At 68.9% G+C, this 22,966-nt stretch carries 21 protein-coding genes; 6 read left to right on the top strand and 15 right to left on the bottom strand.

All coding sequences use genetic code 11. The features are described from left to right. Genes NLX85_RS17465 through NLX85_RS17450 form a run of 4 tightly spaced genes read right to left on the bottom strand, consistent with a single transcriptional unit; the run spans nucleotide 1 to nucleotide 4,689 of the window. On the bottom strand, nucleotides 1-867 hold the full coding sequence (locus tag NLX85_RS17465; RefSeq protein ID WP_254336381.1) for an XdhC family protein: 867 nt from the start codon (nucleotides 865-867) through the stop codon (nucleotides 1-3). Nucleotides 868-878: 11 nt separating this feature from the next. After that, on the bottom strand, nucleotides 879-3,269 hold the full coding sequence (locus tag NLX85_RS17460; protein WP_254336379.1) for an aerobic carbon-monoxide dehydrogenase large subunit: 2,391 nt from the start codon (nucleotides 3,267-3,269) through the stop codon (nucleotides 879-881). Beyond that, entirely contained in the window at nucleotides 3,266-3,814 is a 549-nt protein-coding gene (locus NLX85_RS17455) for a (2Fe-2S)-binding protein (RefSeq protein WP_139583170.1), read from the bottom strand. Before NLX85_RS17455 ends, NLX85_RS17460 begins: the two co-directional genes overlap by 4 nt. Before the next feature lie 2 nt (nucleotides 3,815-3,816). Continuing rightward, on the bottom strand, nucleotides 3,817-4,689 hold the full coding sequence (locus tag NLX85_RS17450) for a xanthine dehydrogenase family protein subunit M (RefSeq protein ID WP_254336377.1): 873 nt from the start codon (nucleotides 4,687-4,689) through the stop codon (nucleotides 3,817-3,819). Between the two features lie 117 nt (nucleotides 4,690-4,806). On the opposite strand from NLX85_RS17450, the gene NLX85_RS17445 reads away from it, so the two are divergent. Next, on the top strand, nucleotides 4,807-5,895 hold the full coding sequence (locus tag NLX85_RS17445) for an XdhC family protein (RefSeq protein ID WP_254336375.1): 1,089 nt from the start codon (nucleotides 4,807-4,809) through the stop codon (nucleotides 5,893-5,895). A 26-nt stretch (nucleotides 5,896-5,921) separates the two neighbouring features. Here the strand turns inward: NLX85_RS17445 and NLX85_RS17440 are convergent, their stop codons facing one another. The 5 genes from NLX85_RS17440 to NLX85_RS17420 all read right to left on the bottom strand — a co-directional run bounded on the left by NLX85_RS17440 (nucleotide 5,922) and on the right by NLX85_RS17420 (nucleotide 12,564). Then, nucleotides 5,922-6,914, bottom strand: a complete 993-nt coding sequence (locus NLX85_RS17440; RefSeq protein ID WP_254336373.1) for a TIGR03842 family LLM class F420-dependent oxidoreductase — start codon at nucleotides 6,912-6,914, stop codon at nucleotides 5,922-5,924. A gap of 13 nt (nucleotides 6,915-6,927) precedes the next feature. Further along, nucleotides 6,928-8,331 (bottom strand): dihydropyrimidinase, encoded by a 1,404-nt coding sequence (hydA, locus tag NLX85_RS17435; RefSeq protein ID WP_254336371.1) that lies wholly within the window; start codon nucleotides 8,329-8,331, stop codon nucleotides 6,928-6,930. Next, the gene (locus NLX85_RS17430) at nucleotides 8,328-9,170 is read right to left on the bottom strand and encodes a nitrilase-related carbon-nitrogen hydrolase (protein WP_254336369.1); all 843 of its coding nucleotides are present in this window, start codon (nucleotides 9,168-9,170) and stop codon (nucleotides 8,328-8,330) included. The genes hydA and NLX85_RS17430 overlap by 4 nt, the downstream gene beginning before the upstream one ends. Next, nucleotides 9,167-10,735, bottom strand: a complete 1,569-nt coding sequence (locus NLX85_RS17425) for an NCS1 family nucleobase:cation symporter-1 (RefSeq protein ID WP_254336367.1) — start codon at nucleotides 10,733-10,735, stop codon at nucleotides 9,167-9,169. The genes NLX85_RS17430 and NLX85_RS17425 overlap by 4 nt, the downstream gene beginning before the upstream one ends. A 227-nt stretch (nucleotides 10,736-10,962) precedes the next feature. Next, a complete protein-coding gene (locus NLX85_RS17420; protein WP_254336365.1) occupies nucleotides 10,963-12,564 on the bottom strand; it encodes a PucR family transcriptional regulator ligand-binding domain-containing protein in 1,602 nt (533 codons plus the stop codon). Between the two features lie 130 nt (nucleotides 12,565-12,694). Here NLX85_RS17420 and NLX85_RS17415 point away from each other — a divergent pair, with 130 nt between their 5' ends. Both NLX85_RS17415 and NLX85_RS17410 read left to right on the top strand, forming a co-directional pair. Then, complete coding sequence (locus NLX85_RS17415) at nucleotides 12,695-13,999, top strand: aspartate aminotransferase family protein (RefSeq protein ID WP_254336363.1); 1,305 nt, start codon at nucleotides 12,695-12,697, stop codon at nucleotides 13,997-13,999. Next, entirely contained in the window at nucleotides 13,996-15,486 is a 1,491-nt protein-coding gene (locus NLX85_RS17410; protein ID WP_254336361.1) for a CoA-acylating methylmalonate-semialdehyde dehydrogenase, read from the top strand. The genes NLX85_RS17415 and NLX85_RS17410 overlap by 4 nt, the downstream gene beginning before the upstream one ends. A 1,120-nt stretch (nucleotides 15,487-16,606) precedes the next feature. Here the strand turns inward: NLX85_RS17410 and NLX85_RS17405 are convergent. From NLX85_RS17405 to NLX85_RS17390, 4 genes are all read right to left on the bottom strand, one after another. Beyond that, nucleotides 16,607-17,149: a hypothetical protein gene (locus tag NLX85_RS17405; protein WP_254336359.1), complete on the bottom strand. Its 543-nt coding sequence runs from the start codon at nucleotides 17,147-17,149 to the stop codon at nucleotides 16,607-16,609. An 82-nt stretch (nucleotides 17,150-17,231) separates the two neighbouring features. Then, nucleotides 17,232-17,516 carry a hypothetical protein gene (locus tag NLX85_RS17400; RefSeq protein WP_254336357.1) on the bottom strand — a complete coding sequence of 95 codons (285 nt, stop codon included), beginning with the start codon at nucleotides 17,514-17,516 and terminating at the stop codon, nucleotides 17,232-17,234. Between the two features lie 242 nt (nucleotides 17,517-17,758). Further along, complete coding sequence (locus NLX85_RS17395; protein WP_254336355.1) at nucleotides 17,759-18,295, bottom strand: hypothetical protein; 537 nt, start codon at nucleotides 18,293-18,295, stop codon at nucleotides 17,759-17,761. A gap of 184 nt (nucleotides 18,296-18,479) precedes the next feature. After that, complete coding sequence (locus tag NLX85_RS17390; RefSeq protein WP_254336354.1) at nucleotides 18,480-19,232, bottom strand: hypothetical protein; 753 nt, start codon at nucleotides 19,230-19,232, stop codon at nucleotides 18,480-18,482. Nucleotides 19,233-19,619: 387 nt separating this feature from the next. Here NLX85_RS17390 and NLX85_RS17385 point away from each other — a divergent pair, with 387 nt between their 5' ends. The 3 genes from NLX85_RS17385 to NLX85_RS17375 all read left to right on the top strand — a co-directional run bounded on the left by NLX85_RS17385 (nucleotide 19,620) and on the right by NLX85_RS17375 (nucleotide 20,912). Then, nucleotides 19,620-19,838, top strand: coding sequence for a hypothetical protein (locus NLX85_RS17385; protein WP_254336352.1), 219 nt, complete (start codon nucleotides 19,620-19,622; stop codon nucleotides 19,836-19,838). Between the two features lie 210 nt (nucleotides 19,839-20,048). Continuing rightward, entirely contained in the window at nucleotides 20,049-20,420 is a 372-nt protein-coding gene (locus NLX85_RS17380; RefSeq protein WP_254336351.1) for a hypothetical protein, read from the top strand. Nucleotides 20,421-20,615: 195 nt separating this feature from the next. Next, nucleotides 20,616-20,912: a hypothetical protein gene (locus NLX85_RS17375; protein WP_254336349.1), complete on the top strand. Its 297-nt coding sequence runs from the start codon at nucleotides 20,616-20,618 to the stop codon at nucleotides 20,910-20,912. Nucleotides 20,913-21,201: 289 nt separating this feature from the next. Here NLX85_RS17375 and NLX85_RS17370 read toward each other — a convergent pair whose 3' ends face one another. After that, on the bottom strand, nucleotides 21,202-22,179 hold the full coding sequence (locus tag NLX85_RS17370) for a S9 family peptidase (RefSeq protein ID WP_254336347.1): 978 nt from the start codon (nucleotides 22,177-22,179) through the stop codon (nucleotides 21,202-21,204). Nucleotides 22,180-22,409: 230 nt separating this feature from the next. Beyond that, nucleotides 22,410-22,952 (bottom strand): alpha/beta hydrolase, encoded by a 543-nt coding sequence (locus NLX85_RS17365; RefSeq protein ID WP_254336345.1) that lies wholly within the window; start codon nucleotides 22,950-22,952, stop codon nucleotides 22,410-22,412. Nucleotides 22,953-22,966: the final 14 nt, after the last annotated feature.

Here is a 22,966-nt window from a genome sequence, read left to right as displayed (position 1 = left end):
CTACGCCGCCGTGTAGCGCGCGAGGCAGCCGGCGCAGCAGAACCACTCGTCCTGCCCGTCGACCCGCGCGTGCGGGGTGTCCGGCCCGACCAGGACGGTCATCCCGCACACCGGGTCGACGGCCTGCTGGGGGCGCGCCGCGGGTGCGCCGGGGGAGGAGGCGAGCCCGTCCACCCTGAGCGCCCGGACCACCTCGGCCATGATCGACAGGGCGATCTCCTGCGGCGAGCGCGCCCCGATCTCCAGGCCGGCCGGGGTGTGGACGCGGGCGCGTTCGGCGTCGGTCAGCGCCAGCTCGTCGAGCAGGGCCGCGCCGCGCGTGCGGCTGGCTACCAGCGCGACGAAGCCCACGCCGGCGTCCAGCGCGGCGCGGATCGCGTCCTGCTCGCCCTTGCCGAGACCGGCCACCACGACCGCGGTCGCGCCCGCGTAGTCGCCGGACGTGGAGACCTCGAAGTCGAGGAACGCGGCCAGCGTGGCCACCGCGGCGCTGATCGGCGTGCTGCCGGCCAGGCCCAGCACGGGCACGGGTAGCACCGGGCGCAGGAAGATCTCGATAGCGCCGCCCGAGTGGCACGGGTTGACCACGACCAGTGCCCCCGGGGTGTCGGGGAACGTGGCCGTGCCGTCCGGCAGGACCCGCAGCAGCAGGGTGGTGCCGTCGCGCAGGGTGTCCAGGGCGGCCGCCCGCACCGAACTCTCCGCGCACACCCCGCCGACGAAACCCTCGATCGTGCCGTCCGGCAGGATCACCGCGTCGTCGCCGGGCCGCGCCGACGTCGGATCCTGGGCGCGGACCACGGTGGCGTGCACGAACGGCGCGCGCGACACGGTCAGCTCCCGGGCGCGGTCGGCGATGGTCGTCATGGCGGCCTCCCTCAGACCGGCGGGCGGGCGTTGCCGCGCATCGCGTCCCAGACCCGCGACGGCGTCAACGGCATGTCGGCATGCCGTACGCCGAAGGGTTTGAGGGCGTCGACGACCGCGTTGACGATCGCGGGCGGCGACCCGACGGTGGCCGACTCGCCCACGCCCTTCGCGCCGATCGGGTGGTGCGGCGACGGGGTGACGGTGAAGCCGGTCTCCCAGTCGGGCACCTCGAGCGCCGTCGGGATCAGGTAGTCCATCAGCGACGCGCCGAGGCAGTTGCCGTCCTCGTCGAACGCGATCATCTCCATCAGGGCCATGCCGACGCCGTCGGTCAGCCCGCCGTGCACCTGCCCCTCGATGATCATCGGGTTGATCCGGGTGCCGCAGTCGTCGACCGCGATGAACCGCCGCACCTTCACCTGGGCGGTGCCGGGGTCGACGTCCACCACGCAGATGTACGCGCCGTGCGGGTAGGTCAGGTTCGACGGGTTGTAGCAGATCTGCGCCTCCAGCCCGCCCTCGATGCCCTCGGGCAGGTCGCCGGCGCCGTGCGCGCGCAGGGCGATCTCCTGGATCGTCACCGTCTTGCCCGGGTCGCCCTTGACGTGGAAGGCACCCTTCTCCCACTCCAGGTCGGCGACCGACACCTCGAGCATCCCGGAGGCGATGATCCGGGCCTTGTCGCGGACCTTCCGGGCGACCAGGGCCGCCGCCGCACCGGACACCGGCGTCGAGCGGCTGCCGTACGTGCCGAGACCGAACGGGGTGTTGTCGGTGTCGCCGTGCACCACGTCGATGTCGGCCGGCGGGATCCCGATCTCCTCGGCGACGATCTGCGCGAACGTCGTCTCGTGTCCCTGGCCCTGGGACTGCACGCTGAGCCGTACCACGGCCTTGCCGGTCGGGTGCACGCGCAGCTCGCAGCCGTCGGCCATGCCCAGGCCGAGGATGTCCATGTCCTTGCGGGGCCCGGCGCCGACGGCCTCGGTGAAGAACGCGATGCCGATGCCCATCAGCTCGCCCCGGGCCCGCTTCTCCTCCTGCTCGCGGCGCAACGCGTCGTAGCCGGCCATGTCCATCGCCAGCCGCATGGTGGGCTCGTAGTTGCCGGAGTCGTACACCCAGCCGGTCTTCGTCGTGTACGGGAACTGCTCCGGCCGGATGAAGTTCTTCAGCCGCAGCTCCGCCGGGTCCATGCCCAGCTCGCCGGCGAGGCAGTCGACGATCCGCTCGACCAGGTAGACGGCCTCGGTGATCCGGAACGAGCAGGCGTACGCCACACCGCCCGGCGCCTTGTTGGTGTAGACCGCGGTCATGCTGCAGTAGGCGGCCTCGATGTCGTAGCTGCCGGTGAACACCCCGAAGAAGCCGGCCGGGTACTTCACCGGCGCGGCGGTGCCGTTGAACGCGCCGTGGTCGGCGAGCACGTTGGTGCGGATGGCCAGGATCCGGCCGTCGCGGGTCGCCGCGATCTCGCCGCGCATGATGTAGTCGCGGGCGAAGCCGGTGCTGACCAGGTTCTCCGACCGGTCCTCCATCCACTTCACCGGCTTGCCGGTGACGATCGAGGCGACGATCGCGCAGACGTACCCGGGATAGATCGGCACCTTGTTGCCGAACCCGCCGCCGATGTCCGGCGAGATCACCTGGATCTTGTGCTCGGGGATGCCCGCCACGATGGCGTAGAGGGTGCGGTGCGCGTGCGGTGCCTGGGTGGTGGACCAGAGCCGCAGCTTGCCCTCGACCGCGTCGAAGTCGGCGACCGCCCCGCACGTCTCCATGGGCGCCGGGTGCACCCGGGGGTAGACGATGTCCTGGCTGACCACGACGTCGGCGCGTCCGAACACGGCCGCGGTGGCCGCCTCGTCGCCGGTCTCCCAGTCGAAGCAGTGGTTGTTGGTCTTGCCCTCGAGGTCGTCGCGGATCAGCGGCGCGTCCGGCTCCAGCGCGCGGCGGGCGTCGACGACCGGGTCGAGGACGTCGTACTCGACGTCGATCAGCTCGAGCGCGTCCCGTGCCGCGTAGCGGTCGTCGGCGACGACGAACGCCACCTCCTGGCCCTGGAAGCGGACCTTGTCGGTGGCGAGCACGGCCTGCACGTCGTTGGACAGCGTCGGCATCCAGGCCAGGTTCTGCTCCGCGAGCATCGCGCCGGTCACGACCGCCTTCACCCCGGGGGAGGCCTCGGCCGCGCTGGTGTCGATGCCGAGAATGCGGGCGTGCGCCACCGGCGCCCGGAGGATGGCGAGGTGCAGCATGCCGGGAAGCTGGACGTCGTCGACGTACCGGCCGCGGCCGCGCAGGAACCGCGGGTCCTCCTTGCGCAGCATCCGGCCGTGCCCGACCGGCTTCTGGTCGTTGTCGTGGAAGGTGTCCGGGCGCTCGTGCACGGCCGTCATGACAGGCTCCCGGCGGGCTGGCCGGCGTTCGCGATCTCACCGGCATCGTCTGATTCGGTGGTCTCGGTGACCTGGGCAGCGGCGGCCGCCTCGTGCACGGCCGCCCAGCGCACCGACCGCACGATGGTGGCGTAACCCGTGCACCGGCAGATCTGCCCCGAGATCGCCTCGCGGATCTCCGCCTCCGTCGGGTCCGGGTTCCGGTCGAGCAGCGCCCGGGCCGTCATCATCATCCCGGGCGTGCAGAAACCGCACTGCAGGCCGTGGCACTGCATGAACCCCTGCTGGACCGGGTCCAGCTCACCGCCCCTGGCCAGGCCCTCGACCGTACGCACCTCGTGGCCTCCGGCCATCGCGGCCAGCACGGTGCACGACTTCACCGGCTCGCCGTCCAGCCACACCACGCAGGTGCCGCAGTTGCTGGTGTCGCAGCCCCAGTGCGTGCCGGTCAGGCCCAGCACGTCCCGCAGGAAGTGCACCAGCAGCAGCCGGCCCTCGATCTCCCGAGTGACCTCGACGTCGTTGACGGTCATCGTCACCTGCATGCTCAGCTCCTCGCCCGCTCCACGGCCCGGCGCAGGGCCCGTCTGGTCAGCTCGGCGGCCAGATGCCGCTTGTAGTCCGCGCTGCCGCGCTGGTCGGTGACCGGATCGCAGCTGCGCGCCGCGATCGCCCCGGCCTGCTCCAGCAGGTCCTCGCTGGGCTGACGGCCCCGCAGCAGCGCCGAGATCCCCGGGATGCCCGTGGTGTTGGGCCCCACCGCGGCCAGCCCGGCCCGGGCGTCCACGACCACGCCGCCGTCGAGCCAGACCGCCGCGCCGGCCGACACCACCGCCCAGTCGCCGGCACGGCGCTCGACCTTCTCGTACGCGCTGCCGCCGCCCGGCCGCACCGGCAGCCGGATCTCGACCAGGATCTCGGCCTCGCCGACCGCCGTCTCGTACGGCCCGACGTGGAACTCCTCCATGGACACGACCCGCTCGGCGCCGCCCGGCCCACGGATCACGCAGCTCGCGTCCAGCGTCGTGCACACCGCCGACAGGTCCTCCGACGGGTCGGCCTGGCACAGCGACCCGCCCAACGTGCCCCGGTTCCGCACCACCGGGTCGGCGATCACCCGCTCCGCGTCGGCGAAGATCGGGAACGCCGCGGCCAGCTCCGCGGACTCGAGCAGTTCGCGGTGCCGGGTGAGCGCGCCGATCCGCAGCTCGTCGGGGCCCGGCCGGATGTAGCCCAGCTCCGCGTGCAGATCGTTGATGTCGATCAGATAGTCGAAGTTGGCCAGGCGAAGCTTCATCATGGGCAGCAGGCTGTGCCCGCCGGCGATCAGCCGCGCCCCGCTGCCCAGCCGTTCCAACAGGCCGATGGCCTGATCCACAGTGGTGGCTCGCTCGTACTCGAACGGTGCCGGGACCTGCATGTCGCACCTCCGCAGTCCGGCAGAATCTCGCCCCGGCACCCGACAAAGTCAACGCCGACCTAAGCAGTTCCTTAGGTCGGCGTTGACGGTCCGCCGCGGCTCGCGGATCGTGCCGCCATGCGGGACATCGCCGACGGACTGATCGCCTGGCGCGCCGCCGGTGTCGCCTTCGCCGTGGCCACCGTCGTACGGACCTGGCGCTCGGCGCCCCGGCAACCGGGCGCGGCCATGGCGGTCTCCGCCCACGGCGAGGTCCTGGGCAGCGTCTCCGGTGGCTGCGTCGAGGCCGCCGTCTACGAGCTGTGCCTGGCGTCCGTCGAGACCGGCACGGCCCACATCCAGACGTACGGCGTCAGCGACGACGACGCGTTCGACGTCGGACTGACCTGCGGCGGCACCATCGAGATCCTGGTCCGGCCGGACACCGCGCTGACCGAACCCGACGAGGTGCTCGCCGCGATCCGGACCGGCCGGCCCGTCGCCACGGCCTCGGTCGAGGACGCGCAGCTGGTGGTCTGGCCCGACCGGGTCGCGGGCAGCCTCGGCGACCCCGACCTGGACCGCGCGGCGGCGCAGCAGGCGGCCGGCATGCTCGCGCTCGGCACCACCGGCACGATCCACCTCGGGAGGCAGGGGGAGCAGCGACGCGACGAGGTCTCCGTCTTCGTCCAGTCGTACCTGCCACCGCCCCGGATGATCGTCTTCGGGGCGATCGACTACGCCGCCGCGGTGGCCCGGATCGGCCGGTTCCTCGGTTACCACGTCACCGTCTGCGACGCCCGCCCCGTGTTCGCCACCCGCCGGCGCTTCCCCGAGGCCGATGACCTCGTCGTGCAGTGGCCGCACAAATACCTGGAGTCGACCACCGTCGACGAGCGCACGGTGCTCTGCGTGCTGACCCACGACCCGAAGTTCGACGTACCGCTGCTGAAGCTCGCCCTGCACACGCCGGCCCGCTACATCGGCGCGATGGGCAGCCGCCGCACCCACTCGGACCGGCTACGACGGCTGCGGGAAGAGGGTGTGGACGAGGCCGCCCTCGCCCGGCTCTCCTCGCCGATCGGGCTCGACCTCGGCGCACGGACGCCGGAGGAGACGGCCGTGGCCATCGCCGCCGAGATCATCGCCCAGGCCTGGGGAGGCTCGGGCCGTCCGCTCACCGGCCTTGAGGTCCCGATCCACCAGCAGCTGCCCCCGTTGCCCTGATCCGCTCCTGCCGCAGCCGCGACGCACTAGACGTGCGTGATCACGTTCTTGCCGTACGCGGTGAGGGTCTTCTCCTTGTCGTCATGCATCAGGTAGAGGGCGAAGTTGTGGACCCCGATCTCCTTGAGCTCCTGCAGCCGGTCGACATGGGCCGACTCGGGGCCGAGCAGGCAGAATCGGTCGACGATGGCGTCGGGGACGAAGTCGGTGGACGGATTGCCGGCGCGGCCGTGGTGTGCGTAGTCGTAGCCCTCGCGGCCTGTGATGTAGTCGGTCAGCGCCTTCGGCACCACGCCGGAGTCGCCGTAGCGGGCGACCAGGTCGGCCACGTGGTTGCCGACCATGCCGCCGAACCAGCGCAGCTGATCCCGTTGGTGTACGAGGTTCGTACCCACGTAGGCGGGGGCGGCCACGCACATCGTGATCGAGTCCGGATCCCGGCCGGCGGCGCCGGCCGCGTCGCGTACCGTGCCGATCGTCCAGCGGGCGATGTCCGGGTCGGCGGTCTGCAGGATGAAGCCGTCGGCCTGCTCGCCGACCAGCCGCAGCGCCTTCGGGCCGTAGGCGGCCATCCAGATCTCCAGCTTGCCGTCACGCACCCACGGGATGCGCACCGGCGTGCCGTGGTGTTCGACGTCGCGTCCCTCGGCCAGTTCCTTGATCACGCGCATGGCGCTGCTGAGGGTGGCCAGGCTCGCCGGCGGTTGGCCGATGACTCGGCGGGCCGAGTCGCCGCGGCCGATCCCGCAGACGGTTCGGTTGCCGAACATGTCGTTGAGGGTGGCGAAGAGTGACGCGGTGACCGACCAGTCGCGGGTGCTCGGGTTGGTCACCATCGGTCCGACGATCAATTGCTTGGTCGCGGCGAGGACCTGCGAGTAGATGACGAACGGCTCCTGCCACAGCACGCAGGAGTCGAACGTCCACCCGTAGCGGAATCCGTTGTCCTCGGCGGCGGCGAGGCCCGCCACCACGTCGCGAGCGGGCGGATCGGTCTGCAGTACGACACCGAAGTCCACGGTCAACTCCTCGTCAGACCAGGTACTGGCTGAGGTCGCGCTTCAGGAACGTGCCGTGCCCGGCGGCGCCGTGGAAGGCGTTGTCGTCGACCACGATCCGGCCGCGGGACAACACGGTGGAGACCTTCCCGGTCAGCCGCATGCCCTCGTACGCGGAATAGTCCACGTTCATGTGGTGGCTGCGGGCGGAGATGGTCTGCTCGGCCGTCGGGTCGTACACCGTGATGTCCGCGTCCGCGCCCGGGGCGATGACGCCCTTGCGTGGGTAGAGACCGAACATCCGGGCGGGCGTCGTCGAGCTGATCTCGACCCAGCGCGGCAGGGTGATCTCGCCCTTCACGACGCCCTGGTAGAGCAGGTCCATCCGGTGCTCGACGCCCGGCATCCCGTTGGGGATCTTCGAGAAGTCTCCCCGGCCCAGCTCCTTCTGATCCTTGAAGCAGAAGGGGCAGTGGTCGGTGGACACCAGCGACAGGTCGTTGGTGCGCAGGCCCCGCCACAGTTCCGCCTGGTGCTCCTTGGGCCGCAGCGGGGGAGAGGCGACGTACTTCGCGCCCTCGAAGTCAGGCCTGGCCAGGTCGTCCAGCGACAGGAACAGGTACTGCGGGCAGGTCTCGGCGAACACGTTCTGCCCGGTGTCGCGGGCCTGGGTGACCGCGTCGAGGGCGTGCGCGGCGGACAGGTGCACGATGTACAGCGGTGCGCCGGTGACCTTCGCCAGGGTGATCGCCCGGGAGGTCGCCTCGCCTTCCAGCTCGGGCGGCCGGGTCAGCCCGTGCTGTACCGGGTCGGTCCGCCCACTCGCCAGTGCCTGCGCGACGAGCTGGTCGATGGCGATGCCGTTCTCCGCATGCATCATGATCATCGATCCCGTGTCCCGGGCCTTCTGCATCGCCCGCAGGATCTCCCCGTCCGTGGCGTAGAAGACACCCGGGTAGGCCATGAACATCTTGAAGGTGTTCACGCCCGCGTCGATGCAGGTCTCCATCTCTTTGAGCGACGTGTCGTTGACGTCCGAGACGATCATGTGGAACCCGTAGTCGATCGCGCAGTTGCCGTCGGCCTTGCTGTGCCACTTGTCCAGCGCGGACAGCAGCGACGTGCCTTTGCCCTGCACGGCGAAGTCGATGATCGTGGTCGTGCCGCCCCAGGCCGCCGCGGTCGTCCCGGTCTCGAAGGTGTCGGCCGAGAAGGTGCCCCCGAACGGCATCTCCATGTGGGTGTGGCCGTCGATGCCGCCTGGCACGACGTACTTCCCGGCGGCGTCGATCACTCGCTCGGCGCCGGACGCCCACTGCTGGGCCAGACCCGAGTCCGGCGCGGCGAGCGCGGCGATCCGCTCGCCCTCCACCAGCACGTCCGCCAGGTACTCCCCGGTGGCGTTGACGACTGTTCCGTTGCGGATGACGATGCTCACGGCGTCACCAGCGATTCATAGGTCTCCGGCCGGCGGTCGCGGTAGAACGCCCACAGGTCGCGCACCTCGGCCAGCCTGTCCATGTCGAGATCGCGGATGACGACCTCTTCGTCGGTGTCCGACGCGGCGTCGCCGACCAGTTGCCCCCGCGGGTCCACGAAGTAGGACTGGCCGTAGAAGTCGTTGTCGCCCAACGGTTCCACGCCGACCCGGTTGATCGTGCCGACGTAGTACTCGTTGGCGACCGCGGCGGCCGGCTGCTCGAGGCGCCAGAGGTACTCCGACAGGCCCCGGCTCGTGGCGGAGGGGTTGAAGACGATCTTCGCGCCGGCCAGCCCCAGCGCCCGCCAGCCTTCGGGGAAGTGCCGTTCGTAGCAGATGTAGACGCCGATGCGGCCCACCGCGGTGTCGAACACCGGATAGCCCAGGTTTCCCGGCCGGAAGTAGAACTTCTCCCAGAACCCCTTCACCTGCGGGATGTGGTTCTTGCGGTGCTTGCCGAGGTAGGTGCCGTCGGCGTCGATCACCGCCGCCGTGTTGTAGTAGACGCCTGGTTGTTCCTGCTCGTACATCGGTACGATCAGCACCACACCGTGCTGCTCGGCGATCTCACGCATCAGCGCGGTCGTCGGCCCGTCGGGGATCGCCTCGGTGTAGGAGTAGTAGTCGGCGTCCTGCACCTGGCAGAAGTACGGGCCGTAGAACAACTCCTGCAGGCAGACGACCTGTGCGCCCTGCGACGCGGCGCTTCGGATCGCCTCCACCGCGTTCGCGATCATCGACTCCTTGTCGCCGGTCCACTTCTGCTGCACCAGTCCGGCTCGGACGATGTTGCTCATCGGGCCTCCTTTGCGTGGCTGGCTACGTGGCTGGTGCGCGGCATCGACAACGCTAGGTAGACGAGGAACCCGCCGATCAGACCGATCGCCCAGCTGTAGTCGTAGAGCGGCTTGAGGAACGGGATGAGACCGTCCTCCGGGAACGGCCCCTTGCCGGGCGCGGAGTAGGCGCCACCCACCGCGAGGACCGCGCCGACGATGGTGGCCACGACGGCCGCCCAGTTCCAGCCGCCGGAGAACCAGTACCGGCCCTCCGGACGGTAGAGGGCAGGCAACTGGAGGCTGGTCCGGTAGCGGATCCAGTAACCGGCGATGAGCACGCCGGCGACCGCGCCGAGCAGGCCGCCGTAGAACCCGAGCCAGACGAAGATGTAGATGTTGGGGTCCTGCACCAGCCGCCACGGTTGAATCAGGATGCCGAGCACGCCAGTGATCAGGCCGCCGGTCCGGAAGTTGATCAGCCGTGGGACGGCGTTGGAGAAGTCGTACGCCGGGCTGACCGTGTTCGCCGCGACGTTGACCGACAGTGTCGCGACCACCACCGTGAACAGGCCGAGCGCGACGACGAGCGGGTTCTCGAACTTGGCCGCGAGCTGGATGGGGTCCCAGATCGCCTCGCCGTAGATGACGGCCGTGCCCGAGGTGATCATGATCGACAGGATGGCGAAGAACGACATCGTGGTCGGCAGACCGAGGATCTGTCCGTACGCCTGCTGCCGCTGGCTCCCACCGAACCGGGTGAAGTCGGGGATGTTCAGTGACAGGGTCGCCCAGAACGCGATCATCCCCATCAGCGACGGGGCGAACAGCTTCCAGAAGTCGGCGCCCCAGCCCAGCTTCGACGGCTCGGACAGGATCGGGCCGAGCCCGCCGGCCTCGACCAGCACCCAGATCAACAGGGCGATGGCGACCACGAGGACGAACGGCGCGGCCCAGTTCTCGAAGCGCCGCAGCGTGTCCATGCCGCGCCAGATGATCGCCATCTCGATCACCCAGAAGACGAGGAACGACGCCCACAGCGTCCACGGGTAGTCCATGATCTTCGCCGCGTCGACCCACCAGGAGCCCAGCAACTTGCCAGCGATGGCGTAGATCGCTTCGCCGCCGATCCAGGTCTGGATGCCGAACCAGCCGCAGGCGATGAAGGCGCGGAGCAGCGCCGGGAGGTTCGCGCCGCGGACTCCGTAGAACGCGCGGGCGAAGACCGGGAACGGGATGCCGTACTTCGTGCCCGCGTGGCTGTTCAACAGCATCGGGATGAGGACGAGCAGATTGCCCAGCGTGATCGTGAGGAACGCCTGCACCCAGTTCATACCGAGCTGGATGAGCCCGGCGGCGAGCAGGTAGGTGGGGATGTTGTGCGCCATGCCGATCCACAGCGCCGCGAAGTTGTACGTGGTCCAGGTGCGCTTCTCGATGGGCACCGGGGCGAGCTCTTCGTTGAAGTAGCGGCTGTCGGCGATCGTGGAGAAGTCGCGCAACTCGACTCGGCCGTCCGGATGGGTGATCTGCGTGCCGGGTTCGACCGCTGTGGTTTCGGCCGGGGGCAGGGGTTCGACGGTCATCGGTCACCTCCTGATACGGTGCCGCAACACTGGCCGACCAACCCGGCTCACGGGCTCCTGGTGGGCGGTTCAGCGCGATCTTTATGGGGGAATGGTGGGTGTCGCGAGCCCGCCCCGGGCAGCGGCAAAGTGTCCGCGCTTGCCATGATCGGGGCACACTCTGTCCACGGCACGCCCGCGCCGACCTGTCAATCAGCACGGTGGGTGGATTAACGCTGCGAGGAGTCCTACGCGTCGAGTTCGTGCACCAGGAGCGCGACGTACAGCGACAGCACCGACTCCGGGTCCTCCAGCGACACCCCGAGCACCTGCGCGATCCGCGACAGCTGCTGGTAGTAGGCCGTACGCGACAGGTGCGCCGCAGCGGCCGCCGCCGACTTGTTCCCGCCCTGCTCGCAGTAGCAGCGCAGCAGCTCCACCAGCCGGCTGCGCTGGTGGGCGTCCCGCGCCAGCAGCGGGCCCAACTCCCGGTCCGCGAACGCCTGGACCCGCTCGTCCTCCCGCAACAGGTGCAACAGGCCGCGCAGGCGCACGTTGTCCAGCTTGTGGTAGAGCTGCGCACCGGGGGTGCGGAGGGCCGCCCCCGCCACGTGGGCGGCCTCGCCGAGGCTGCGGCGCACCTCGGCGGCGTGTGACACGGTGGTGCCGACCGCCACCAGCACCGGGCCGGCTGTCGAGCGGTGCACCTCCTCGGCCAGCCGACGCAGGACCGCGTCGACCCTGGCGTGGGCGGGCAGCGACAACAGCGCCCGCACGCTCGTGTCGTCCACGACACCCACCAGGGCGGGCACCGACACCCGCCGTGCGGCCGACGCGGTCACCTCGGCGAGGTCGCGCAGCACCTCCTGGGTGGCCAGCGCAGGCGCGCGTGGCGTCATGTGCCCGGGCCGGATCGCCACCCCGACGAGCTGCCGCCGTTCGAGGCCGACGCCCAGCGCGGCCGCCCGGGCGGCCAGATCCGGCGGCGGCACCGCCTGACCGAGCAGTTGCGCGAGCAACATCCGATGCGTCTGCCGTTCCAGACTCTCCCGATCACGTGCCACGAGCCGATGCACCGCCAGCGCCGACGCGGCCCGCTCCGCGACCACCATGTGCCGGTGCGGCGGAGGGTCCGGGGAGAGCAGCACCAGGCGTCCCCAGTCGGCGCCCTGCGCGCCGACCACCGTGACCAACCAGCCAGCCCCCTCGTCGTAGGCCGTCCGCTCGGGCACCGCCACGGACCGGGACCGCTGACTCCAGTCCGCGAGCAGCTCGGTGGGATCCTGCCCAGCCGCGTCGTACGCGAGCACCTCGTGCCCCAGCGTCTCGAGCACGACGGGCAGCCCGGAGATCCTGGCCACCTCGCGCAGCACCTCGGCCGGCTCGGCCCCGGCCACGGTGAGCGAGGTGAACGTCTCGTGCACCTGCTCGGCGGCCCGCAGCTCGGCGAGCTGGGCGTCGACGATCAGCGCCACCACCGCCTCGGTGACGGACACGAACCGCGTCTCCTCCGCGAGCGTGATCAGGGGGAGTCGGTGCCGGTCGGCCGCCGTCACGAGCGCCTCGGGTACGTGATCGTTCCACCGGCGGACCAACTCGATGACCAGTCCCGCCGCGTGGACCGCGGCCAGGTCCTCCACGTAGCCCGTGAGCGCCGCCGGCTCCTCGGGCAGCGCGATGCCGGTGGTCAGTACCAGTTCCCCACCGCGGAGCAGGTGCGCGATGTCGGCGACCTCCGCCACGTGGACCCAGCGGACCCGGCCCTGCATCCCGGCCGACCCGGCCACCACCTGCGGCCTCGCGCGCCGGATCACCGGCAACGCGACGGCCTCTGCGACGGAGGGATACATCGCGACCTCCCTACTACCGGGATTGCACACAACGTAATGGCAGCGGCCGCAGAGCGGTACAGGTTGCACATAGCGGTTGGACAACGAATGCCGCCACACTCGGCCTACCGGCGGAGATACGGAGGACGCGATGGCGCACCGCGAGCTGCTGACCAGACACCGGTCCGTGATGCCGAAGTGGCTGGCGCTGTACTACGAACAGCCGATCGAGTTCGCCAGCGCGTCCGGTCGCCGGGTGACCGACCGGGAGGGACGCACCTACCTTGACTTCTTCGCCGGCATCCTCACCAACGCGATCGGCTACGACGTGGCCGAGATCAGCGACGCGGTCCGGTCGCAGATCGACACCGGGGTGCTGCACTCCTCCACGCTCTACCTGATCCAGTCGCAGGTCGAGCTCGCGGAGAAGATCGCGGAGCTCTCCGGGATCCCGGACGCCAAGGTGTTCTTCACCAACTCGGGCACCGAGGCGAACGAGACCGCGCTGATGCTCGCCACCCAGCACCGGCGCAGCGAGCAGGTGCTCGCCCTGCGCAACTCCTACCACGGCCGCGCGTTCGCCACCGTCGGCATCACCGGCATCCGCGGCTGGTCGGCCAGCGCGCTCAGCCCCGTCAAGGTGAGCTGGGTGCACGGCGGCTACCGCTACCGCAGCCCCTTCCGGGACCTGCCCGACGCGGACTACGTCCGCGCCTGCGTCGCCGACCTGCGCGAGATCATCGAGACGACGACCGCGGGTGACGTCGCGTGCATGATCGTCGAACCGATCCAGGGCGTCGGCGGCTTCACCACCCCGCCGGACGGCCTGTTCGGCGAGTTCAAGAAGGTGCTCGACGAGTACGGGATCCTCCTCGTCTCCGACGAGGTGCAAACCGGCTGGGGCCGCACCGGCGAGCACTTCTGGGGCATCCAGGCGCACGGCGTCGTACCCGACGCGATCACCTTCGCCAAAGGCCTGGGCAACGGCCTGGCGATCGGCGGAGTCATCGCCCGGGCGGACCTCATGGACTGCCTCGGCGCCAACTCGATCTCCACCTTCGGCGGCAACCCGCTCGCCACCACCGGCGCTCTGGCCTCGCTCAACTACCTCCTGGAACACGACCTCCAGGCCAACGCCGCAGATCTCGGTGCCCGGCTGCTCGACGGCCTCCGTGCGGTCGCGCAGGCACATCCCGTGGTCGGCGACGTCCGCGGCAAGGGTCTGATGATCGCGCTGGAACTCGTCGGACCCGACGGCGCGCCCCACCCGGCGGCCGCCGCCGCACTGCTGGAGGAGTCCCGGGAACGTGGACTGCTCGTCGGCAAGGGCGGCCTGTACGGCAACGTCATCCGCCTGGCACCACCGATGACGCTGACCCGGGCCGAGGCGGACGAGGCGCTCGAGATCCTCACCCAGTCGATCGAGGCCGTGGCCAAGGAGGTGCAGCAGCGATGAGGACCACCCACTGGATCGGCGGCAAGCCGTGGAACGGCGTCGCCGAACGCGCCGGCGACATCTACGACCCCGCCACCGGACAGATCGCAGGGCACGTCGACTTCGCGACCGCCGCGGTCGTCGACCAGGCCGTCGCCGCCGCCGGCGAGGCCTTCACCCGCTGGCGTACGGCTTCCCTCACCCAGCGGTCAAACGTGATGTTCGCCTTCCGGGAACTGCTCAACGCCCGCCGGCCCGAATTGGCCAAGATCATCACCGCCGAGCACGGCAAGGTGCTGTCCGACGCCGCGGGGGAGATCCAACGCGGGCTGGAGAACGTGGAGTTCGCCTGCGGCATCCCGCAGACGCTCAAGGGCGGGTTCAGTGAAAACGCCTCCACCCAGGTCGACGTGTACTCCATCCGGCAGCCGCTCGGCGTGGTCGGCGTGATCACCCCGTTCAACTTCCCCGCCATGGTGCCGCTGTGGTTCGCGCCGAACGCGATCGCGTGCGGCAACAGCGTGGTCCTCAAGCCGAGCGAGAAGGACCCGTCCGCGGCGAACTTCCTCGCCGAACTGTTCGCCGAGGCCGGGCTGCCGGACGGAGTGTTCAACGTCGTGCACGGCGACAAGGAGGCAGTCGACCGTATTCTCGAACACCCGGCGGTGAAGGCGATCTCCTTCGTCGGATCCACCCCGATCGCCCGCTACGTCTACGAGACCGGCACCCGCAACGGCAAGCGTGTGCAGGCGCTCGGCGGCGCGAAGAACCACATGGTCGTCCTGCCCGACGCCGACCTCGACCTCGCCGCTGACGCCGCCGTCTCGGCCGGCTTCGGCTCGGCCGGCGAACGCTGCATGGCCATCTCCGTGGTCGTGGCCGTCGACCCGGTCGGCGACGCGCTGGTCGGCAAGATCAGCGAGCGGATCGCCGCGCTCCAGGTCGGCGACGGCCGTCGGCCGGGCTGCGAGATGGGGCCCCTGGTCACCGGCGCCCACCGCGACCGGGTGGTGTCGTACCTGGACGCTGGACGGGCCGCGGGGGCAGAGCTGGTGGTCGACGGGCGAAGCCACCCGATCGACGGTGAGCGAGCCGGCTTCTGGCTCGGGCCGACCCTCTTCGATCACGTCGACACCGACATGTCCCTCTACACCGACGAAATCTTCGGACCGGTGCTCTCGGTGCTGCGCGTGCCCAGCTACGACGACGCCGTCGAGGTGGTCAACACCAACCGCTACGGCAACGGCACCGCCATCTTCACCAACGACGGCGGCGCAGCCCGGCGCTACCAGAACGAGATCGAGATCGGCATGATCGGAGTGAACGTCCCGATCCCGGTCCCGGTTTCGTACTACTCCTTCGGCGGGTGGAAGGACTCCCTGTTCGGTGACACGCACGCGTACGGGCCGGAAGGAGTGAACTTCTTCGTCAGATCCAAGGTGGTCACCAGCCGGTGGCTCGACCCTTCCCACGGTGGAGTGAACCTCGGCTTCCCACAGAACAGCTGAGCACCAGAACCCTGAGCCGTACGACACAGGTGGCAGGCGGGCACCGACGTATTAATGCATGTCCATGCACCGGTCAACACAACTGCATCGCAGGTCAGAGTGGGTGCAGCGTCCTGCCTCACACGGAGTGCTCAGCAGTTTTGCGCGCACTTGACGGCAATCTATGTCGCCTGGCAGGGAGTATGCGCAGGTTACGACGGTAAGGAGCCGCTGGATGGCCTGGCCTTGCAAGTGGGAGCAGATTGGGTGCAGGTTGGCGAAGTGGTCACCGCGCCCGAAGTGCTCATCAAGGCTGGACAGAACAGAGGGCTTTTACCTGCGGTGATGCGTGCGAGCGGTTCGGCGCGACCTCCCAGAGAACGCCGAAGTGGTCAGCGTTGGCTGCTCCCCGCCTGGCTGGTGCCGGCCGCCGTCCTGGGGCCTGCTGACGCCATTCACAGGGAACATGATGCATCGACGTACGCCTCTGGGATCCGCCGTGGTGGCGTCGGTACGGATCCCGAGAGCTGGGGCTCGAATCCACCGGCAACCCTGCTGACCAGGGCTTCCTGGCCGGTGACCTCTTCGGCGGGCTCGATGAGGTCACCGGAGCACCTAGACTTGTGTGAGCCTCATGGTCTTGGTGATCGTCATCGGCAGTGGGGCATTGGTTCGTGTGGCCCCCCGATTAGCCCCAGGCCCCACATCGCAGGTCAGGCAACATTGGCGCCAAGTCGCTGGCCGGCGACTCGAACCCCCACCGGCGGCCGTACATGTGTCGTTTGAGCATCTTGATCCGGTTGACGTGCCCTTCGAAGGGGCCGGAGTCCCAGGACATGGACAGTCCGGCGGTGACTGCGGCGAGGTCTTGGCGTAGGCCACGGGTGAAGCTGCGGATGGTTGCGGGTTCGATTCCGTCAGGCGGCTCTGTGCAGAGCGCAGGTCATCGACCTGGGCTTCGCCGTTTCCCGCGGTCGGTACGCCGCGGTCCGTGGTGTCAGTCCGCAGATAGTCCGCGTCCCGCGCCGTGACCGCCTTGTCGAGCCGGTTTGGCGGTCGCGTTGAGGTCGTCACCGAACGGGCCCGCGCACACGTCCAGGGGCATCGATGCAGACGCGTGCCCGAGCGACACAGCAGGGCATCAGGTGATTCGTTGTAGCCGCCTACGAGCGGGTACCCACTTCATCTGTTCGACCGTGTTCGGGTCTGTGAACGCGAGGACGGACTCGTCAAGGCGGCGCCATACGAGCCGGCCGTCGAAGTTCTCCTCCGCTTCGCCGGCCACCAGCAGCAGATCGCGGCGTTCAACTTGAAGCCGGACTTCGGCGAGAACGTCGCCGTCCAAGTCGATAGACACCCTTCGGACCAGGCCCGTGGGCAGCTCTGGCAGGGCGCGGCGTCGATAACCATGGCTGACGTCATCGCCGTCAGACCCGGCACTCCGCTCGATCCTCAACCCGAACAGGTCATCGTGTTGGTAGGTGGCGATGGTGACCGTGTCGCCGGTGTCAGTCCGTGCGTACAGAGCCCACAGTTGTAGGCAGGGTACGTCCTGGCCGGCGAACTCGGGTGTCGGCCCATCGCCGCCCCGCACCGCCATCTCCACGCCACTCCAGGACCGGATGACCTGATCCTTCAACGCCAAGAACTCGTCGATCTGCGTTCGCATCCGTCCGCTGGCCACCGTTGCAGTCTCCCCCTCCTGCCTACTGTCTGGTCCCACCTGACGCTTGACCGTTGGTCTAGGTTGCTGTCCGCGGCTTTGGTCATGAAGGCTGCCACTCACTCGGGCGGAGCCAGGTCTGCCCATCGCCAGGCCGGACCCGCACCGAGTCGCCTACGTCCAGGGCGGCGAGCACCCCGAAGATGGTGTCCAGGACGGCCTGCCTGTCCGCTGTCGCAAGGATGTCGATGTCGAGGTGGGAGCCACGCTCACTTGTTCCGGCGCCGGTGACCTCGCCGCGTCCGAGGAGAGCGTGGTTGAGCTCATCTTCAATGTCGTCGCGATCGACGGCGATTGGACCGTCGATCACTAGCTCCACGAAATCCATCGCGTCACCTCGGTCGGGTCGAAGCTGAGGTCGGTGGCATTTCATCGACGGTCACTGCCAGGCCAGTGATAGTGGTGACCCGACCTGTCGTGCGCGGCCTGCTGGCTTTACGGTTGCGGGCGGGCTGGTCGGTGGTGCGTCGGACGATGCGGGTGCCGTCCTCGCAGGCGATGGCCAGCTCGGTGACGGTGACCTCGATGGTGACGGGCAATACCTGTTTGACGGTTGGCCTAGAGGATCGATCACAAGCTCGGCGGTGTGCTCGATGCAGCGAACGTCCTCACGGCCTGGAGCAAGCGGTCGAGGAAGGTGGACAGGTCCGGGGCAGCCACGTTGAAGCGCGGGTCTTCTGAGGTGTAGATGCCGTTGAGGACGAGGTCGGGTGGGAGTCGGTAGACGGGCGATCCGGCAGGCGTCGCTAGCGCGTACTGCGTGCCGCCGCCATCGCTAGCGAATACGACAACGTCGGCGTCGTGGCGGCCGCTTACGTGCCAGAGGTCCCGTGCCTCGTGGGCATGGGCCACGTGGGAGGCCGTGCGCAGGAAGAACCCGTTACCGATGTCCGGTAGGTCGACGGTACCGACCGCCCCGTACAGCGTTACGAGGGCAGCCGGGATGGAGGGACGGGCAGCAGCGATCAGCGCAGCAGTGGTCGTGTCCGGCCCACTGACAGCATTCTCGCCAGGCGGGTACCCGTAACGGTCTTCGAAGTCGAGCACCGCAGAGGCGACTGCCTTCCGCAGATCCTCGCGCCAGATCACCAGCCGGCCAGAATCCACGCATCACCTCCGGTTCGCAACCGACGGGCCGCGGCGACTTCACACGCTCCCAGCCAGCGGTGTCAAGCATTTGGTGAGACGCGACCCAGATCAGTCTCGGGACGTGGGTGACACGTCCGGCTAGACGATCTTCATGGTCAGGGTAGTCGGTCAGTTGCCCACGCTGATGTTCTCGCCCCGACCGCTAGGCACGCGGTCTGGTGTTCTCGCCCCGACCGCTAGGCACGCGGTCTGGGCATGGGCTGGGTGGGGCCGGCGGTAGTTTGAGCCGCTGGCGGGTGGCGTGGATGACTTCGGTGACGCGCTGTTGCAGAGCAGGCGGGTTGTCAGCGAGGTCGGCTAGTTGTTTTGCGTGCTGGGCGAGGTCATGGGCCCAGGCCGGGTTCAGGTTGCCGACGGTGATGCGGTGGAATGCTTGGCGTGCTGTGTGGGGGTCACGGGCCAGCGCTGCAGCGGCCCCAGTGTGATAGGCGTGCCACCACGGCGACTCGCCGTGCTTGGTCGTGCGAGAGGCCAGCTGGCGAGCGGTGGCTGCGGGGTCGGGAAACTGGCTGCGCAGTTGCTCGACCCGTTGTGCGGCAATACCGGCGACCATGTCCATGTCGCGGGTGAATTGTTCGGCGTTGACGAAGTCGAGAGAGCTTGTCCATCCGGCTTCGCCGATCGGCGGATGTGGGACAAACGCGCCGTCGTTGCGCCAGTAGATGCGGCCGCCGTCGTCGAATGACCAGTGGTCGCGTTCGTGCCATAGCCACATCGCGCCGACGTTGAGGTAGGTGCCATGTGAGCGGGAAGGCTGGAACTCAACGACGATTAGCCACCAGCCTCGGTCATCGAACCAGACGCGTGATGCGCCTCGCCGATGCAGTCCAAGCGGCTGTAGATGCTGCCGTGCGGCCGCTGCGACCAGCCGAGTCGTTGCAGCTCTGTCGGGCATCCGAGGAGTATGGCATCGGCCGCCGAGGCGATAGAGGGTCGTTGTCCGCCTCGCCTGCCCATCGTCGTCTGCCGTGGTGGTTCCGGTTTACGAGCCTTGAACCGGCGATGGGCTTGGCGGTGGTGCGAGGCACTTCGGTGAGGAGATGGTCGTCGGCGTGGACGGGGAAGGTGGTTTGGGCGGCCCGGTCTTCGCGGGGCGTCCTTCGCCGACGCGCTCCAAAGGACGCGGCGGAGGCGACGGGCCTCCGTTCGTCCGCGGCCGGCCGTAGACGTCGTGGCCGTCAAGGTCCGCTTGACGTGGGCGGGCCCGGGCGGCGGCCGGCTCTCCGAAGGGCGGGTCGGTGGCAGACGGGATGGCAGTTCGGGTCACGTATTCTGCGTGGCTGTGGAGCTGGACGACCCGGCGCGAAGCAGAGCGCTGGCCCTCGTTCGTGAACTGCGCGATCCCGCCCTTCCCGACGAGGAGACCGGGGCGCGAGTTGAGGAGCTGGAACGCATCCTGTGTTGCCCACACGTCGTCTCCCTGATGTTCTTCAGGGAACCCGAGTTGAGTGACGAGGAAGTAATCGAAGAAGCTCTCAAGTACCAGCCGTTTGCTCCGTAGGTGCTTGAGCAGCTGAGCTGGATGACGACGGGCGCGGCTAGCGTCGGACGCCCCTGGACTCCGGTCGAGCATGTAGGCAACTCACCCTGCTGTTGACGCAGCTCATCGCCGGCCGGTGTTCCTTCGGGACGACGGTGTCAACCTCCGCAGCGAGGTGGCTGGCGGAGCCTGCTCCGCGACTTGTCGTTGCTGGCTGGCACACTCCGCCGCATGAGTTACGACTTGGCGGTCTGGGAAGGTGACAGGCCCGCTGACAACGCCGCGGCGCTGGCCACCTTCAAGGCGCTCTATGAGAGGTACAGCGGTAGAGGCCAGGCTCCGCCGGCGCCACGCATCCGGGCCTATGTCGAAGCCCTCCTTGAGCAGTGGATCGGCCTCACTGAGGACGACGACGATGAGCGGAGCCCATGGTCGACGGGGCCACTGATCAAGGAGGTATCGGGACCGTTCATCTACTTCCCGATGGTGTACAGCCGCTGTGAGGAAGTATCGGCCGGCGCTGCACGAATTGCTGCTGAACACGGCCTTGTCTGCTTCGACCCGCAGCTGGGCCTGCTTCGCCCTGCTCCTGAGGAACTGTAGGCCGCTTCACAGGCCACGGGCTTAGGTCCAAGGGCTGGGCTGTGCAGCCACCGTACAGGCAAGCGGGCCGACCCAGCCGGTCGGAGGGCGACCCGAGGCGACAGGACGAGCAGCTAAACGGCGGTCACCGACCTCGGTCGACAGCAAGCTTGATCTCTGCAAGTCAGGGGCCGAAACGCCGTGAAGGAGGTACGTGTGGCTCGAATGCTGATCGTCGACTCCTTCGCGGTTCCCCGTGTCGGCGTTGTAGTCACCGGACGGCAGAAGTGGGCGGACATCAACCAGGGCGATGCCCTCTGGCTCCACCAGGGTGAGCTGCGGCATCACGTCTTCGTGCGAGCCGTCCACCACCTCTGCACCAGGTTCATCGACTCGCGTGTTGCTCCGGCCGGCGTGAACACGTCTCTGGTCCTTGGCGGAGTTCCGGAGGGAACGGAGCTGCCCGGGCTCTGGCTGTCGTCGGAGCAGAACCCCGATGACAGCAACCGTTGACAACAGCGGCACCGCGCGGACATACACCGCGGAGAGCACTCTGATAAGTGGCTGTAGGCGTATGTGGATCGACCCAGACAGGTCGGCCGAGGCTACGGATCCAAGGGTCAGCGGTCCGCGTCCGGGCCCCGAGCAGGTACGCGCTGATCGCGGCGAACTGGCCGATCGGCCCGGCACCCCAGATGGCGACGATGTCCCCGGGCCCCACTGCGCGCTCGCTTGACAGCCGCCATTGAGACTCGTCCGGTAGGGCGCTCCACCTTGTCCCCGTCTGGGGAGGCTGGAAGGTCTACGACTGCCTGCCGAGGAGATCAGGTCCCAGCGGCAAGCGCCGCTGTAGCCAGGTGACGATGAGTTCATCGAAACCCGGAGCCCGCTCGGCAGGGGTGTAGCGACCCTGCTTAACCTGCGCGGGTCCCTTGCCCTTGTAGACGCGGATGTTGTGGTCAGCGCAGGGAAAGACCACCATCGCGTGATCGGCATGGCGTGCGTCCTTGAGGGTGTTGCTGATGGCGCGCACGCTCGCCTCTACCGGCACCAGCAGGTCATCTGCGCCGAAGATTGCCAGCAGCGGGCTGTTCACGGCTGCCAGTGCCGGGGCAGGGTCGTAGTCTGCGATGCCCGCGATGAATGCGATGGACTGGGGTGTTGTTCCGGCGAGTAGCGGATACCAGGGGGCGGCATGCCAGTGCGCTTGCGCGGCGTGCACTCGCGCCGGATCGTCGCCTGACTGAACCCGCCGAATCTGGTCGTGTAGCAGAAAAAGGGCCTGCTGGATGTCCGCGCTGGTGAAGCCCTCCGCCGCGAGTTGGTGGCGGAGCCGGTACTCCTCTTGAACTCGCACGCTCACGCCCGGGCCTGACACCGTCACCACCGCGGCTATCCTGTCGTCCGCTGACGCCGCGAGTTGAGCCACCCAGCCTCCCTGGCTGCCGCCGATCAGCGCGACCGCATGGGAGAGCACGTCCTCGCGGCTTCTCACGGCCTGTACCGCAGCCACGGTCTCCTCGGCGCGGTCGGCCATGGTCTGACGGGTCCAATCGCCAGTTGAGGCGCCGGAACCGGGCTTGTCATAGGCGAGGCTCGCGAAGCCGGCTGCGGCCAGCCTCGTCTGCCACGGCCCCTGGTTGCGACCGCCCGGACCAGAACCTTCGACGAAAACCACCGCCGGGTACGGACCCGGCCAGGGCGGGCGGACGAAATCGCCGACCAGTTCGTTCCCGTCGTTCTCGAACGACAGCTCCGCAGTCACAGGCTCGAACAACACCCCATCAACCCTACGAGGTGCCTGCTCTCCCGTCCCGTGCCCGCTGCGTGCTCGATTGAGGTCCTTGTCGGCCGTGATCTTCGTCCTTGCGAAACCGACGCTCCGTGCCGCCCGGCAAGGCGAGCGGTCCGCCTCCAACCCGCGAGAGGGCAGCGGACGACAGGGGAGTGGTGCGCAACTTGATCTTGCAATGGGTAGGTCGACCGCCACTCGGGTGGTACCAGAGCCAATTAGGGCGCAGGCCATAGAACTCGGTCGAGGAAATTCTCGACCGCTGTAGCCATTTCACCCAGCACCGCAGCTGACCTGGCCAGTGGTCCCGGCACACGGAGGCCGTGATCGGCGCCCTCTACTTCGAACACATGCGGCGACAGATCACGAGCCAGAATCGGACGCCAGCTGCTGTCGGCCGTACCGCCGATGAGAAGGCAGGGCGCGCTGGCGCGGCGGATGCTCTCCACCACCTCGGGGCGGTGCAGCAACGGCGTGATCCAGACTGCGGGCAGTCCATGCTCGGCAGCAAGCTCCGAAGCGAGTGTGCCCAGCGAGCTGGCGACGATCAACGGCTCGGACAGCCCACGCCGCGCCGCCGCTATCTGCTCGACCGCCCACGGGCCCCGCGCCTCCGGTTCTGATGGCACCTGGCCGCTCCACGACACGTAGTGCATCTGCGCGCCCCGCGACCGCACCGCGTCGACAGCGAACATCTGATGGGGCATGTGCCAGCAGCCACCGCTGCCGGGAATGACCAACGCCGTCCGCCGCGCAGTCATGCCGTCCTCCCCGC

Source organism: Micromonospora sp. A3M-1-15 (assembly GCF_024213425.1).
In the GTDB taxonomy this organism is placed as follows: domain Bacteria; phylum Actinomycetota; class Actinomycetes; order Mycobacteriales; family Micromonosporaceae; genus Micromonospora; species Micromonospora chersina.
The sequence above is the reverse complement of the archived record's forward strand: the minus strand, read 5'-3'. Positions and strand labels throughout refer to the sequence as shown.

Coding starts and splice junctions, on each gene's coding strand:
- NLX85_RS17465 (WP_254336381.1), bottom strand. CDS start 867: ATGACGACCATCGCCGACCGCGCCCGGGAGCTGACCGTGTCGCGCGCG.
- NLX85_RS17430 (WP_254336369.1), bottom strand. CDS start 9,170: ATGAGCAACATCGTCCGAGCCGGACTGGTGCAGCAGAAGTGGACCGGC.
- NLX85_RS17445 (WP_254336375.1), top strand. CDS start 4,807: ATGCGGGACATCGCCGACGGACTGATCGCCTGGCGCGCCGCCGGTGTC.
- NLX85_RS17420 (WP_254336365.1), bottom strand. CDS start 12,564: ATGTATCCCTCCGTCGCAGAGGCCGTCGCGTTGCCGGTGATCCGGCGC.
- NLX85_RS17410 (WP_254336361.1), top strand. CDS start 13,996: ATGAGGACCACCCACTGGATCGGCGGCAAGCCGTGGAACGGCGTCGCC.
- NLX85_RS17400 (WP_254336357.1), bottom strand. CDS start 17,516: ATGGATTTCGTGGAGCTAGTGATCGACGGTCCAATCGCCGTCGATCGC.
- NLX85_RS17380 (WP_254336351.1), top strand. CDS start 20,049: ATGAGTTACGACTTGGCGGTCTGGGAAGGTGACAGGCCCGCTGACAAC.
- NLX85_RS17455 (WP_139583170.1), bottom strand. CDS start 3,814: ATGCAGGTGACGATGACCGTCAACGACGTCGAGGTCACTCGGGAGATC.
- NLX85_RS17450 (WP_254336377.1), bottom strand. CDS start 4,689: ATGCAGGTCCCGGCACCGTTCGAGTACGAGCGAGCCACCACTGTGGAT.
- NLX85_RS17460 (WP_254336379.1), bottom strand. CDS start 3,269: ATGACGGCCGTGCACGAGCGCCCGGACACCTTCCACGACAACGACCAG.
- NLX85_RS17365 (WP_254336345.1), bottom strand. CDS start 22,952: ATGACTGCGCGGCGGACGGCGTTGGTCATTCCCGGCAGCGGTGGCTGC.
- NLX85_RS17425 (WP_254336367.1), bottom strand. CDS start 10,735: ATGACCGTCGAACCCCTGCCCCCGGCCGAAACCACAGCGGTCGAACCC.
- NLX85_RS17390 (WP_254336354.1), bottom strand. CDS start 19,232: ATGCCCGACAGAGCTGCAACGACTCGGCTGGTCGCAGCGGCCGCACGG.
- NLX85_RS17415 (WP_254336363.1), top strand. CDS start 12,695: ATGGCGCACCGCGAGCTGCTGACCAGACACCGGTCCGTGATGCCGAAG.